Here is a 13,782-nt window from a genome sequence, read left to right as displayed (position 1 = left end):
TCGTGATCCAGTTTTCCTCCACCCATCTGATCTATCTCATCGAGGCGGCCCGCTGGACGCTGCTGCTGTCGGTGATCGCCTTCATCGGCGGCGGCATCCTCGGCCTGATCCTGGCGCTCGGCCGCGTCTCGCAGCTGAAGACGCTGCGCCTTCTGTCGGCCACCTACATCCAGATCATCCAGGGCACGCCGCTGCTGGTGGTGCTGTTCCTGGCCTATTTCGGCCTGTCGATCCTCGGCCTCGACATCCCGCCGATCGCCGCCGCCGGCCTGTCGCTGACGCTCTATACCTCCGCCTTCCTCGGCGAGATCTGGCGCGGCTGCATCCTGTCGGTGCCGAAGACCCAGTGGGAAGCCTCGAACTGCATCGGCCTGAGCCGGACGCAGCAGTATCGCTACGTCATCCTTCCGCAGGCGATGCGTATAGCGATCCCGCCGACGGTCGGCTTCATGGTGCAGATCATCAAGAATACGTCGATCACCTCGATCATCGGCTTCGTCGAACTCGCCCGAGCCGGCCAGATCGTCAACAACTCGACCTTCCAGCCGTTCATCACCTTCATCTTCGTGGCCATCATCTATTTCGCGATGTGCTACCCCCTCTCTCTCGCCAGCAGGCATTTCGAAAGGAAGCTCAATGTCGGTAAATGAAGCAACCGGCACGAGACCTCGGAACGAAGCCGTCCCGGGCGCCGAACCCATCATCGTCGTCGACAACGTTTCGAAGAGTTTCGGCCCTCTCCAGGTCCTTCACGGCGTTTCGCTCCAGATCGAGCGCGGCACCATGGTCGCGATCGTCGGGCGCAGCGGTTCCGGCAAGAGCACGCTGCTGCGCTGCATCAACGCGCTCGAAGAGATCAATGGCGGCACCATCAAGGTCTGCGGCCACAATGTCAGCATGTCGGACCGCGCGTCGATCAAGCGCCTGCGCTCCGAAGTCGGCATGGTGTTCCAGAGCTACAATCTGTTCCCGCACCTGACCGTGCTCCGGAACATCACCCTCGCCCTGACGGCGGTGCAGAAGAAGTCGCGCGCCGACGCCGACGCGATCGCCCACAAGGTGCTCGGGCTGGTCGGGCTGGCGGACAAGGCCGAGTCCTATCCGGAGCAGCTCTCGGGCGGCCAGGCGCAGCGCGTCGCCATCGCCCGCTCGCTCGCCCTCTCCCCGAAGGTGCTGCTGTTCGATGAAGTGACCTCCGCGCTCGATCCGGAACTGACCGGCGAAGTGCTGAAGGTCATGGAAGATCTCGCGCGTGACGGCATGACCATGGTCCTCGTCACGCATGAAATGGCCTTTGCCCGCCGTGTCGCCGACATCGTCGTCTTCATGCACCAGGGCAAGGTCTGGGAGGCAGGGCCGCCGGCTGAGCTTTTCGCGGATCCGAAGACCCCGGAACTGCGGCAATTCCTGAGCAGCGGTCTCTGACATTCTAACTGGAGGTAAGAGAATGAAGTTCCTGACCCGCGTCGCGCTCGCCGCGACCATGGCGCTCGGCGTTGCCGGCGTCGCCAAGGCCGATCTCCTGGCCGACATCAAGGCCAAGGGCGAGATCGCCATCGCGATCGACCTCGGCGCGCCGCCATGGGGCATGACCGACGCCAACCTGAAGCCGGCCGGCGCCGACGTGGACGTCGCCAACAAGCTGGCCCAGGATCTCGGCGTCAAGATGAAGCTCGTCGAAGTGACCGGCCCGAACCGCGTGCCGTTCCTGCTGACGAACAAGACCGACATCGTCATCTCGTCCTTCGCGATCACCCCCGAGCGCGCCAAGGTCGTCGACTTCGTCCCCTACTCGGTCAACCGCCTGATCGTGTTCGGACCGAAGGGCGTCGAGATCAAGTCGCTCGAGGACCTCTCCGGCAAGCGCGTCGGCGTCGTCCGCGGCAACCTGCAGGACACCGAGCTGACCAAGAAGGCCCCGGCCGACACCAAGCTCGTCCGCTTCGACGATGACGCGACCACCATCACCGCGCTGATGTCCGGCCAGGTCGACGCCATGTGCGCGCCCTACGGCATGTTCCTGACGCTCGCCGAGCGCTACCCGGCCAAGGAGCTGGAGCCCAAGGCGGAAGTCGTCCAGCAGCCGCTCGGCATCGGCCTGCGCAAGAACGAGCCGGAGCTGAAGGCCTGGCTGCAGGATTGGGTCAAGCAGGGCGCCGCCGACGGCTCGCTCTCCACGATCTTCGAGAAGTACATGGGCGCCAAGCTCGACCTGGCTCCGTTCCTGGTCGAAGCGCAGTAAGCGCCGTCGACGAGGTTCCGAAATGAAGAAGGGCTGTCGCACCCCGGTGCGGCAGCCCTTTTTGATTCAGGGCGCCGAGACCTTTTTGCCGAACCGCATTCCCTGGAGCCTCCTTCGAGGCTTCGCTTGCGCGAAGCACCTCAGGATGATGGTGGAGACGGTCGATGGGCCTGGAAGGCCCAGCGGCTTGGGGCGTCGCCGCCCAAAGAACGGTGCTGCGCGAAAAGCTTCCTCAGGGGGAGGTAAATCCGAGTTCGCGACGAGGCTGCGCCTCAGCCGACCATGCCCGGCTGGGCGCCGGCGCAGCGGCAGGCGAGGCGGACGCCCGGGCCTTCGCCTTCGGCGGGAATGAGGCGGACGCCGCCTTCCTCCAGCGCGCGAATCAGCAGGGATTCCGTGGCGCGGTGAATCACATGGCGATTGCACTCGAAGTCCTTGATCGTGCTGCGCGATACACCCGCGATCGCCGCGAGGTGCTCCTGGGTCCAATTCAGGAGCCCGCGTGCAGCCCGACATTGCTCCGGCAGCAAATTCATTGTCCTATGCCCTTGCCTTACCTCTCCCAAGTCAACCATAATGGGTGAGATCAGGCAATGGTTGCCTGGGTTGACAGCGGATCATTGTAGAGAATGACGGACGACACATCGCTGATTTTGATGGTCGGCCTGCCGTTCGCCGGTAGCATCCTTGCTGCAATTCTCCCCACGCATGCCCGCAATGCCGCCGCCGGCCTCGCCGCCGCCGTCGCGCTGATCTGCATCGCGCTCGCCGCCCTGCTCTACCCGGCCGTGGCCCAGAATGGCGCCGTCCACAACCACGTCGAATGGATCCCGTCGCTCAGCCTGAACTTCACGCTGCGCATGGACGGATTCGCCTGGATGTTCGCCATGCTGGTGAGCTCCATCGCCCTGCTCGTCGTGCTCTACGCGCGCTACTACATGTCGCCGGAAGACCCGGTGCCGCGGTTCTTCTCGTTTTTCCTGGCCTTCATGGGCTCGATGCTCGGCATCGTGCTGTCGGGAAATCTCATCCTGCTCGTCATCTTCTGGGAAATGACGAGCATCTTCTCGTTCCTGCTGATCGGCTACTGGCACCACAATGCCGGCGCGCGCGACGGCGCCCGCATGGCGCTGACGATCACCGGCATTGGCGGCCTCGGCCTGCTGGTCGGCGTGCTGCTCATCGGCCACATCGTCGGCAGCTACGACCTCGACCGCGTGCTGTCGTCGGGCGAGCTGATCCGCTCGCATCCGCTCTATGTGCCGACGCTCTGCTTCATCCTGCTCGGGGCGCTGACCAAGAGCGCGCAGTTCCCGTTCCATTTCTGGCTGCCGAACGCGATGGCGGCGCCGACCCCCGTTTCGTCCTTCCTGCATTCGGCGACGATGGTGAAGGCCGGCGTGTTCCTGCTGGCGCGGTTCTGGCCGGTGCTCGCGGGCACGGAGGAATGGTTCTGGATCGTCGGGCTCGCCGGCATGAGCTCGTTCCTGCTCGGCTCCTATTTCGCCATCTTCCAGCAGGACATCAAAGGCCTGCTCGCCTATTCGACGATCAGCCATCTCGGCCTGATCACCATGCTGCTCAGCCTCGGCAGCTCGCTCGGCGCCGTCGCCGCGATCTTCCACATGATGAACCACGCCACCTTCAAGGCGTCGCTGTTCATGGCCGCCGGCATCATCGACCACGAGACCGGCACGCGCGACATGCGGCGGCTGAGCGGCCTGTTCCGCTTCATGCCGTTCACCGCGACGCTGGCGATGGTGGCGAGCGCCGCCATGGCGGGCGTGCCGCTCTTGAACGGCTTCCTGTCGAAGGAGATGTTCTTCGCCGAGACGATCGAGACGCATGTCAATTCGATCCTCGACACGGCCGCCCCCTACGCCGCCTTCCTCGGCAGCGCCTTCGCCGTCGCCTATTCGCTGCGCTTCATCCACAGCACCTTCTTCGGACCGCCGCCGACCGACCTGCCGCATGAGCCGCACGAGCCGCCCTTCTGGATGCGTTTCCCGATCCTGCTGCTGGTGCTGACCTGCCTCGTCGTCGGCATCCTGCCGGGCTACACGATCGGCCCGTATCTGCACACGGCGGTGGTGTCGGTGCTCGGCCCGGCGACGCCGGAATACAGCCTCGCCATCTGGCACGGCTTCAACCTGCCGCTGATCATGAGCATCGGCGCGCTGGCCGCCGGCGTGCTGCTCTACCACTTCCTCAAGAACTACCTCGCCACCTCCGAGGAAGGGCCTCCCTATTTCCGCCGCCTCAAGGGGCAGCGCATCTTCGAGCGCGTCATGGCCACGATCTCGTGGCGCTGGGCCCGCTTCCTGGAAGCCAATCTCGGCACCCGCCGGCTGCAGCCGCAGCTGCGGCTGCTCGTGCTCGTGGCTCTGATCGCGGCGACATGGCCGATCTGGCTGCAGGGGCTCGACTGGCGTAGGCCGACGCTTGCCGGCGCCGATCCCGTCTTCGTCGCCATGTGGCTGATCGGGATCATCTGCGCCGTCAGCGCCGCCTGGCAGGCCAAGTTCCACCGGCTGGTGGCGCTGATGCTGCTCGGCGTTTCCGGCCTCGTCACCTGCATCACCTTCCTGTGGCTGTCGGCGCCGGATCTCGCCGTGACGCAGCTCCTCGTCGAGGTAGTGACCACGGTGCTGATCCTGCTCGGCCTGCGCTGGCTGCCGAAGCGGTCGCCGGAAATCGCCACGGACACGATTCCCGTCATCGCCAGGTTCCGCCGCTATCGCGACTTCGCCATGGCGATCGCCGCCGGCCTCGGCGCGACGATCGTCGCCTATGCGATCATGACGCGCACCCAGCCGGCCACGATCGGCGACTATTTCCTCGAGAAGGCCTATTCGGAAGGCGGCGGCAAGAATGTCGTCAACGTCATCCTGGTCGACTTCCGCGGCTTCGACACCTTCGGCGAGATCACCGTCCTCGGCGTCGTCGCGCTGACGGTGTTCGCCCTGCTCCGCCGTTTCCGCCCGGCCGCCGACAGCGTCGAATCGCCGGAACAGCAGCGGATCCAGAACGCGCATGACGACGCCCAGCCCGACCGCAAGGTGGGCGACACGATCAGCGACTATCTGCTGGTGCCGTCGCTGATCATGCAGTGGCTGTTCCCGGTCATCATCCTGTTCGCCGCCTACCTGTTCCTGCGCGGCCACGACCTGCCGGGCGGCGGCTTTGCCGCCGGCATCGCCATGGCGGCGGCGTTCATCCTGCAATACATGTCCGCCGGCACGATCTGGGTCGAGGACCGGCTGCGCGTGCTGCCGGTCGTCTGGATCGGCTTCGGACTGCTGCTGGCGGCCATCGTCGGCGCCGGCTCCTGGGTCTTCGGCTATCCGTTCCTGACCTCGCATTCGCAATATATCGAGCTGCCGCTGATCGGCGCCGTGCCGGCCGCCACCGCCAGCCTGTTCGATTTCGGCGTCTTCTCCCTCGTTCTCGGCGCAACCAGCCTGATGTTGATCGCTCTCGCGCACCAATCGATCCGCCGCCTGCGCTCCACGCGCGCCGCCGCGACCAGCGAGGAGGAGGCCGCCTGATGGAACTCGTTCTCGCCATCGGCATCGGCGTCTTGATCGGCTCGGGCGTCTGGCTGCTGTTCCGCCCGCGCACCTACCAGCTCATCATCGGGCTGTCGCTCATCGCCTATGGCGTCAATCTGTTCATCTTCTCGATGGGACGGCTGAAGGTGGCGGCACCGCCCGTGCTTTCCTCCGCCGGCGCCGTCAATCCGGCCGATTATGCCGATCCGATCCCGCAGGCGCTGGTGCTGACCGCCATCGTCATCGGCTTCGCGACGACGGCGCTGTTCCTCGTCGTGCTTCTGGTCTCGCGCGGCCTGACGGGCAGTGACCATGTCGACGGCCGGGAGCCCAGCTGATGGATTGGGCTGAACATCTCGTCATCGTTCCGATCCTGCTGCCGCTCATCACCGGCGCGGCGCTACTTCTGATCGATGAACGCCGGCATGCGCTGAAAGCCGCCATCAACGTCATCTCGACGATCGCGCTGGCTCTGGTCGCGATCGCGCTGCTCGATTTCGCCAACACGCCGACCGCGACCAACGGGCCGGCGACGAAGGTCTATCTGCTCGCCAACTGGCCGGCGCCGTTCGGCATCGTGCTGGTGCTCGACCGCCTGGCGGCGCTGATGCTGGTGCTGACCTCGATGCTGGCGATCGCGGCGATCGTCTATTCGCTGGCGCGCTGGCACCGGAGCGGCCCGCATTTCCACACGCTCTTCCAGCTGCTGCTGATGGGCGTCAACGGCGCCTTCCTGACCGGCGACCTGTTCAACCTGTTCGTGTTTTTCGAGGTGATGCTGGCGTCGTCCTACGGCCTGATGCTGCACGGCTCCGGCCAGGCGCGCGTCAAGGCGGGCCTGCACTACATCGTCGTCAACCTCGCCGCCTCGTCGCTGTTCCTGATCGGCGTCGCCATGATCTATGGCGTCACCGGCACGCTCAACATGGCCGACCTGGCGCTGCGGATCCCCGGCGTGCCGGCCTCGGACCGCATGCTGCTCGACGCCGGCGCCGGCATTCTCGGCATCGCCTTCCTGGTCAAGGCCGGCATGTGGCCGCTCGGCTTCTGGCTGCCGACCGCCTACAACGCTGCCGCCGCCCCCGTCGCCGCCATCTTCGCCATCCTCTCCAAGGTCGGCGTCTATGTGCTGCTCCGTCTTTCGCCGCTCCTCTTCGGTGTCGAGGCCGGAGCCTCGAGCGGCTTCGGCGATTCCTGGCTTCTGGTCGGCGGCATGGTGACCATCGCCTTCGGCGCCATCGGCGTCATGGCGTCCCAGGCCAAGGGACGCCTCGCCGGCTACTACATTCTCGTCTCGTCCGGCACGATGCTGGCGGCGATCGGCATCGCCAACGTCTCGGCCACCGCCGGCGCGCTCTACTACATGGTGAGCTCGACGCTCGCGATCAGCGCCTTCTTCCTGCTGATCGAGCTGATCGACCGCGTGCAGGATCCCTCCGCCGGCGTCCTCGCCATCACGCTCGACGCCTATGGCGAAGACCTCGAGGAAGAGGAAGCGGAGGAGGAGATCGGCGTCGCCATTCCCTCGACCCTCGCCATCCTCGGCATCTCCTTCGCCGCCTGCGGCCTGCTTCTGGCCGGCCTGCCGCCGCTCTCCGGCTTCGTCGGCAAGTTCGCGATCCTGACGGCGCTGCTCAATCCCGACGGGCTCACCGAGGGCGGCAGCCTGTCGCCGGCGATCTGGACCTTCGTCGCGCTGCTCGTCATCTCCGGCCTCGCCGCGATGATCTCGCTGACCCGCGCCGGCATCCAGGCCTTCTGGGCGCCGATCGAGGGCATCGTGCCGCGCGTCCTCCTGATGGAAATCGCGCCGATCGCCTTCCTGCTGTCGCTCTGCGTCGGGCTGACGATCTTCGGCGGGCCGGTGATGCGCTACATGGACCAGACGGCCCAGTCGCTGCACGCGCCGCACAGCTACATCCGCGATGTCATGTCGGCGCCGCGCGTCGAGGCCCCTGCCCCCGAGGCTCCGGCCAGCAAGACGCCGGAGGTCGCACCATGAGCCGGTTCCTGCCCTACCCGCTGCTGACGGCGTCGCTGATCCTGATGTGGCTGCTCCTGAACAGCTTCTCGCTCGGCCATCTGATCCTGGGCACGGTGATCGCCGTCGCCGCGTCCTGGGCGATGGCGGCGCTACAGCCGGACAAGCCGCGCCTGCGGCGCTGGCACCTGATCCCGGTCCTGATCGGGCGCGTGCTGATCGACATCTACCACTCGAACGTCGCGGTCTCGAAACTCATCCTGCAGGGCAAGCGGAGCACCCGGCGGCCGGGCTTCGTGGTCGTTCCGCTGCGGCTGCGCGACCGGACGGGCCTCGCGGTGCTCGCCTGCATCCTCACGGCGACGCCAGGCACCGCCTGGGTCGAGTATCACGCCGAGAACGGCCGGCTCCTGATCCATGTCCTCGACCTGGTCGACGGCGATCTCTGGATCGAGACGATCCAGAAACGCTACGAGCAGCTGCTGATGGAGGTTTTCGAATGAGCACGACGATCCTCCTCTGGTCGATCACGGCCTCGCAGCTGATGCTCGTCGCGGCGATGGCCTGCGCCGCCTACCGCATCCTCGCCGGCCCGCGCGCGCAGGACCGCGTGCTCGGCGTCGACGCGCTCTATGTCTGCGGCATGCTGCTGATCCTGACCTTCGGCATCCGCAACGGCAGCACGATCTATTTCGAGGCGGCGCTAGTCATCGCCCTGCTCGGCTTCGTCTCGACGGCGGCGCTGGCCAAGTTCCTGATGCGCGGCGAGGTGATCGAATGAACGGCCTCGAAGACCTTCCCGCCTGGGCGGCGCTGCTGGTCGCCTTCCTGCTGCTGCTCGGTTCCGGGCTGACGCTGCTCGGAACCATCGGCCTCGTCCGCTTCAAGAGCTTCTACGAGCGCGTGCACGCGCCCACCCTCGGCACGACGGGCGGCGCCGGCGCGATCCTGATCGCCTCGATGGTGTGCTTCTCGGTGCTGCAATCGCGCCTCGTGCTGCACGAGCTGCTGATCACCGCCTTCGTCACCGTGACGACGCCGGTGACGCTGATGCTGCTCGCCCGCGCCGCGATCTATCGCGACCGGACCGAGAAGGCCGACAGCGTCGCCTCGCTGGTCGGTGACCGCGGCATAAACGACGGCGAGCACACCGCGCGGGGCTGAGGGCTCCTTCGCGCGATTTGACGGATATCAAACCACTCTGCGCCGCATCCGGATACGATCTATCCTGATCGGATGTCGCACACTCGCCTGCGGGGCTCCTCCTGCGAGCGAGGAAGAGGAGGTTTCGATGCCGCGCATGAAAGCCGCCATATTCGTCGAACCCGGACGGATCGTCCTCGACGAGAAGCCCATTCCCGATGTCGGGCCGCGCGATGCGCTGATGCGCATCACCACGACGACGATCTGCGGCACCGACATCCACATCCTCAAGGGCGAATATCCCGTCGCCAAGGGCCTGACGATCGGCCACGAGCCGGTCGGCGTCATCGAGAAGCTCGGCTCGGCGGTCGAGGGATACCAGGAGGGCCAGCGCGTCATCGCCGGCGCCATCACGCCGAGCGGTCACAGCTATGCCTGCCTCTGCGGCTGCGGCTCGCAGGACGGCCCCGGCACCAAGCACGGCTTCAAGGCGACCGGCGGCTGGAAATTCGGCAATCTGATCGACGGCTGCCAGGCCGAATATGTCCTCGTTCCCGATGCCGCCGCCAATCTGAGCCCGGTCGCCGAAGGGCTGAAGGACGAAGAAATCCTGATGTGCCCCGACATCATGTCGACCGGCTTCGCCGGCGCCGAGAGCGGCGCCGTCAGGATCGGCGACACGGTGGCCGTGTTCGCGCTCGGCCCGATCGGGCTCTGCGCCGTCGCCGGCGCCAAGCTGATGGGCGCCACCACGATCATCGGCGTCGACACCGTGCCGGAGCGCCTCGCGGTCGCCAAGAAGCTCGGGGCCGACATCGTCGTCGATTTCAAGAAGGGCGATCCGGTCGAGCAGATCATGGCCTTGACCGGCGGCCGCGGCGTCGACGTGGCGATCGAGGCGCTCGGCACCCAGGGCACGTTCGAATCCGCGCTGCGCGTCCTGCGTCCGGGCGGCACGCTGTCGAGCCTCGGCGTCTATTCGAGCGATCTGAAGATCCCGCTCAGCGCGTTCTCGGCCGGCCTCGGCGACAACAAGATCGTCACCTCGCTCTGCCCGGGCGGCAAGGAGCGCATGCGCCGGCTGATGAATGTCGTCGCCTCCGGCCGGGTCGACCTGACGCCGCTCGTCACGCACCGCTTCAAGCTCGACGACATCGAGGAAGCCTACGACCTCTTCGGCCACCAGCGCGACGGCGTGCTGAAGGTAGCGATCACGCCCTGACGGCGGGACCGCCCGAACCGGCATCCCCTCTGGGAAGATACTTGAAACGGACGTCCCGATCTCCGCGTCGGGGTCGTCCGTATTTTTCTAACACACCTTCACGGTCTTGATGCCGAGCAGCTGGCCGAGCTTCTCGATTTTGTCGGCGACATGGCCGATTCCGACGGCGCAGTGATGCGCCGGACATTCGGCGTTCCACGTCTCGACGAATTTTCGCGCGCCGATGGAAAAACGATAGCGGCTGTTGGTGTTGCCGATCTCGAGGATAGGACCGGGCACCGATTCAGCCTCCGCCACCACCAGCTTCAGCTTGCCGGCGCCGTCCTCGGCCACCGAGAGCAGCGTCACCGGGCCGTGCTTGACCGACATCTCGACGCTGACGCCGGAGCCGACCTTGCCGTGATAAACCTTGAGCGGCCGGACCTTGGTCTTGCCCTCGGCGATCTTCGTATGGCCGGGGCCGTCATGGCCCATCAGCACGATGTCGTCGTTGAAATCGATGCCGTAATACTCGGTGAACGACCCGCCGACGCCGAGCGTGTCGAGGATCTTCATCGCCTGCGCGTTCTTCACCTCGTATTCGCCCGCCACAGGCACGCCGCGCGCCGCCAGGTACGAACAACCGAGGATCACCGACGAGATGACGTCCTCGTGGTCGTGGCCGGGCACCGATTCATAGTAATAGGCGAGCGAGCCGAGCTTGTGCTTCGCCACCAGCCGGTCGAGCGCGATCGAGGTCCGGGCGGCGCGCAAAAGCTCGGCCGGATCGCAATCCGCCTGGATGTCGAACTCGCCCCGGAAGCCGTCGACACGCGCCGCCGCCTCCAGTTCGGTCACCGATTTCCGCAATTCAGCCAGTTCGTCGATCTCGACGATCTCCAGATGGCCGCCGAAGGTCGCGACCTGCGCCGTCGTGTCGGAATAGATGTCGAGCATGCCGTTGTAATAGCGCCCCATCAGGCCGAGGCGGTTGTGCGACATGACATAGGCGACGCGCGCCGCTTCGATCCAGGCCTCGATCTCGCGGTCGACATGGTCGTCGCCCTCGAGCACGCCCGTCACCTGGTGGAAATCGATGTTGGCGCGGCGGAAGACGTTGGCGATCTCCGGCACCGGGCAGGCGGCGCAGAAGGCGAGCCACTCGCCGGTCATTTGCGTGCGGTCGTCGAGCGCGTTGAACGTCGCATAGTCGATCGCGGCGGCTGGCTGCAGGTTCAGGATCACCACCGGAACCTTGGCGCGCTGCACCACCGGCAGCACGGTCGAGGACACCGCGTAGGTCGTGACATGCAGGAAGATCAGGTCGACATCGGCGGCGCGGAACTGGTGCCCGGCATCCATCGCCTTCTCGGGATCGTCGATCAGGCCGAGATTGACGATCTCGACACCCGGCCGCGCCAGCTTTGCCGCCACCGTCTCGATATAGCCGCGCAGGCGCGGTTCGAGGCCGGCGAATTGCGGCCAGTAGGCGTTCAGTCCGATGCCGAACAGGCCGACCTTCAACGTGTCATGCGCCATGGTTCTTCCCTCAATCCGCCAGAAGGTCGCGCACCCGGCCGGCGAGCGCCTCGCCGAGCGTGCGATGCGCGTCCGCGTCGAGATGGATGCCGTCGACCTCGCTCGACGCGATGACCGAGCCCGCCTCGAACACCGGGATGCCGCGCGGCGCGGCGGCGCGGGCGAATTCCTTGCCGAGCTTTCGCGATTTCTCCGTGCCGCCCTCGAACATCTCGGTGAGCCAGCCGAGCTTCACAATCGGCGCCGGCACGACGAGCAGCACCTTGGGCGCCCTGCCCTCCGGCCCGGTGGCCGAGCCCAGCACGATGTCGGCCAGGCGCACCGCACCATCGGCGATGTCGCCCGCCTGCATCGACAGCCGCGCCTTCAGATCATTGGTGCCGAGCTTGATGATGACGAGGTCGAGCGGCATGTGCGTCTCGATCGCCACCTGCAGGAAACGCGCGCCGTTCTTGTGATGCCCTTCGACCGGATCGTCGACGCAGGTCGTGCGGCCGTTCAGCCCCTCGGCGATCACCTGCACGCCGGCGCCGAGCTTCTGCTGCAGCACGCCCGGCCAGCGCACATCCGGCGCGAAGCGGCCACCGACACCGCGCTCAGGCTGCGGCTCGGCGCCCCAGCTGTTGGAATCGCCATAGACCATCACGGTTTTCATCGGGTTTTCCTCAGCAATGACCATCTGAATTCTCACCTCTCACGGAGGAGACTCATCACAACTGTGAAACTGGACCGGGATTGCTGCCTCGGTCCTGCCTCCGCCGTTTCTCCACCCTCGCCGTCATCCCTGCTTTCGCTGGGATGGTGACCACGCTCAGCGATTCTGACCACGCGTGGTATCAAGCAAGCCCCTCACCCCACCCTCTCCCGCAAGCGGGCGAGGGCTTTCCGGCCGTGTGGCGGATGCAACGAGACCGGGCTCAGTCTGCCCCCTCGCCCGCTTGCGGGAGAGGGTTGGGGTGAGGGTCTATCGACCATCCTCCCTGCCCGCCTCAGTTCACCCGGTAACGAGCAAGAACATCGGCGCGGGGTTCGGCGCCGTGGCCGGGGCGGTTCGGCGCCGAGATGAGGCCGTTCTCGTGCCAGAACGGCTCGTCGACGAGGTCGAACTGCATCGGCCCCGGCAGCGGCTTCAGCTCGAACAGCTCGGCCGCCTTCGAGGCGAGCGACAGGTGCAGGCTGGCGCCGGTCAGGACCGCCGTGCTCCAGGCATGTGCGTTGACGGTTCTACCGGCCGCCTCGATGACGGCGGCGGCCTTGCGGAAGCCGGTGACGCCCTCGATGCGGGCGGGATCGAGGCCGAGCACGTCGGCAGCCCCCGTATCGAGCCAGCGCTGGTAGCCGGCGACGGTGAACTCGCGCTCGCCGACCGCGACCGGCGTCGAAACGGCGGCCTTCAAGGCGATATGGTCGGCGACCTGGCCGGGCAGGAACGGCTCCTCGATCCAGGCGATTGCGGATTCCTCCATCCGCTTCACCGTCCGGATGGCGGTGTCGAGATCCCATTTCGTGCCGTTGCCGGCGTCGACCATGATGCCGGCCTCCGGCCCGATCGCCGCGCGCAGCGCCGCCACCAGCGCCACGTCGTAATCGGGATCTCGGCCGGCGCGCGACAGGCCCCGCTTGCCGAGGCCGAGCTTGGTCGAGCGGAAGCCGTTCGCGATGTGGCCGGCGATGTCGCGGACGCTGTCCTCGATCGTCGCCTGGTTGACGTGCAGGCTGGCGCAGACGGGCAGCGCCTGGTGATGGCGGCCGAAGAGATCGACCAGCGGCTTGCCGGCTTCCTTCGCCTTCAGGTCCCAGAGCGCCATGTCGATCGCCGAGATGGCCATCGAGGCGATGCCACCCTCGCCATACCACCAGCAATGGTTCTTCATCGCCTGCCAGCAGCCCTCGACATCGGAGAGGTCGCGCTCGACCAGCAGCGGCAGCAGGCCGTCGCGGATGACAAGCTCCGTCGCCCGCAGTGCTTCCGGCCACATGGCGATCGCCTCGCCCCAGCCGGAGATTCCGGATTTGGTGTCGACCCGGACCAGCAGCGTCATCCGGTCGTGGCCGAAATCATTCGGCTCCGGCCAACGCAGCACAAAGCACTCAGCTCCGCCGAGACGCATGCGAAATTCCTCCC

At 66.4% G+C, this 13,782-nt stretch carries 14 protein-coding genes; 10 read left to right on the top strand and 4 right to left on the bottom strand.

Features of this window, described 5'->3' with window-relative positions; genetic code table 11:
• Positions 1–2 precede the first annotated feature (2 nt).
• The 3 genes from AC6HZP_RS05560 to AC6HZP_RS05550 are packed head-to-tail and all read left to right on the top strand — an operon-like array spanning position 3 to position 2,242.
• Entirely contained in the window at positions 3–650 is a 648-nt protein-coding gene (locus AC6HZP_RS05560) for an amino acid ABC transporter permease (RefSeq protein WP_201402641.1), read from the top strand.
• Positions 637–1,425 (top strand): amino acid ABC transporter ATP-binding protein, encoded by a 789-nt coding sequence (locus AC6HZP_RS05555; RefSeq protein ID WP_497525730.1) that lies wholly within the window; start codon positions 637–639, stop codon positions 1,423–1,425. Before AC6HZP_RS05560 ends, AC6HZP_RS05555 begins: the two co-directional genes overlap by 14 nt.
• Positions 1,426–1,447: 22 nt before the next feature.
• Positions 1,448–2,242: a transporter substrate-binding domain-containing protein gene (locus AC6HZP_RS05550; protein WP_201402640.1), complete on the top strand. Its 795-nt coding sequence runs from the start codon at positions 1,448–1,450 to the stop codon at positions 2,240–2,242.
• 272 nt (positions 2,243–2,514) lie between these two features.
• Here the strand turns inward: AC6HZP_RS05550 and AC6HZP_RS05545 are convergent, their stop codons facing one another.
• Positions 2,515–2,778, bottom strand: a complete 264-nt coding sequence (locus AC6HZP_RS05545) for a helix-turn-helix domain-containing protein (RefSeq protein ID WP_497525729.1) — start codon at positions 2,776–2,778, stop codon at positions 2,515–2,517.
• Between the two features lie 93 nt (positions 2,779–2,871).
• On the opposite strand from AC6HZP_RS05545, the gene AC6HZP_RS05540 reads away from it, so the two are divergent.
• The 7 genes from AC6HZP_RS05540 to AC6HZP_RS05510 all read left to right on the top strand — a co-directional run bounded on the left by AC6HZP_RS05540 (position 2,872) and on the right by AC6HZP_RS05510 (position 10,139).
• Positions 2,872–5,790 (top strand): monovalent cation/H+ antiporter subunit A, encoded by a 2,919-nt coding sequence (locus AC6HZP_RS05540; RefSeq protein WP_497525728.1) that lies wholly within the window; start codon positions 2,872–2,874, stop codon positions 5,788–5,790.
• A complete protein-coding gene (locus AC6HZP_RS05535; protein WP_201402637.1) occupies positions 5,790–6,131 on the top strand; it encodes a Na+/H+ antiporter subunit C in 342 nt (113 codons plus the stop codon). Before AC6HZP_RS05540 ends, AC6HZP_RS05535 begins: the two co-directional genes overlap by 1 nt.
• On the top strand, positions 6,131–7,795 hold the full coding sequence (locus tag AC6HZP_RS05530; RefSeq protein WP_497525727.1) for a monovalent cation/H+ antiporter subunit D: 1,665 nt from the start codon (positions 6,131–6,133) through the stop codon (positions 7,793–7,795). Before AC6HZP_RS05535 ends, AC6HZP_RS05530 begins: the two co-directional genes overlap by 1 nt.
• On the top strand, positions 7,792–8,277 hold the full coding sequence (locus AC6HZP_RS05525; protein WP_201402635.1) for a Na+/H+ antiporter subunit E: 486 nt from the start codon (positions 7,792–7,794) through the stop codon (positions 8,275–8,277). Before AC6HZP_RS05530 ends, AC6HZP_RS05525 begins: the two co-directional genes overlap by 4 nt.
• A complete protein-coding gene (locus AC6HZP_RS05520; RefSeq protein ID WP_201402634.1) occupies positions 8,274–8,555 on the top strand; it encodes a K+/H+ antiporter subunit F in 282 nt (93 codons plus the stop codon). The genes AC6HZP_RS05525 and AC6HZP_RS05520 overlap by 4 nt, the downstream gene beginning before the upstream one ends.
• On the top strand, positions 8,552–8,938 hold the full coding sequence (gene mnhG / locus AC6HZP_RS05515; protein ID WP_201402633.1) for a monovalent cation/H(+) antiporter subunit G: 387 nt from the start codon (positions 8,552–8,554) through the stop codon (positions 8,936–8,938). The genes AC6HZP_RS05520 and mnhG overlap by 4 nt, the downstream gene beginning before the upstream one ends.
• A 127-nt stretch (positions 8,939–9,065) precedes the next feature.
• The gene (locus AC6HZP_RS05510) at positions 9,066–10,139 is read left to right on the top strand and encodes an NAD(P)-dependent alcohol dehydrogenase (protein ID WP_497525726.1); all 1,074 of its coding nucleotides are present in this window, start codon (positions 9,066–9,068) and stop codon (positions 10,137–10,139) included.
• 87 nt (positions 10,140–10,226) lie between these two features.
• Here AC6HZP_RS05510 and AC6HZP_RS05505 read toward each other — a convergent pair whose 3' ends face one another.
• The 3 genes from AC6HZP_RS05505 to AC6HZP_RS05495 all read right to left on the bottom strand — a co-directional run bounded on the left by AC6HZP_RS05505 (position 10,227) and on the right by AC6HZP_RS05495 (position 13,768).
• Complete coding sequence (locus AC6HZP_RS05505) at positions 10,227–11,657, bottom strand: arabinose isomerase (RefSeq protein ID WP_497525725.1); 1,431 nt, start codon at positions 11,655–11,657, stop codon at positions 10,227–10,229.
• A 10-nt stretch (positions 11,658–11,667) separates the two neighbouring features.
• The gene (locus AC6HZP_RS05500) at positions 11,668–12,312 is read right to left on the bottom strand and encodes an SGNH/GDSL hydrolase family protein (RefSeq protein WP_497525724.1); all 645 of its coding nucleotides are present in this window, start codon (positions 12,310–12,312) and stop codon (positions 11,668–11,670) included.
• Between the two features lie 334 nt (positions 12,313–12,646).
• A complete protein-coding gene (locus AC6HZP_RS05495) occupies positions 12,647–13,768 on the bottom strand; it encodes a mandelate racemase/muconate lactonizing enzyme family protein (protein ID WP_497525723.1) in 1,122 nt (373 codons plus the stop codon).
• Between the last annotated feature and the right edge of the window lie 14 nt (positions 13,769–13,782).

It is taken from the genome of Kaistia sp. SLG-1 (genome assembly GCF_059699055.1).
Note: the sequence above shows the minus strand (reverse complement) of the source record. Positions and strands in the feature narration are given on the sequence as shown.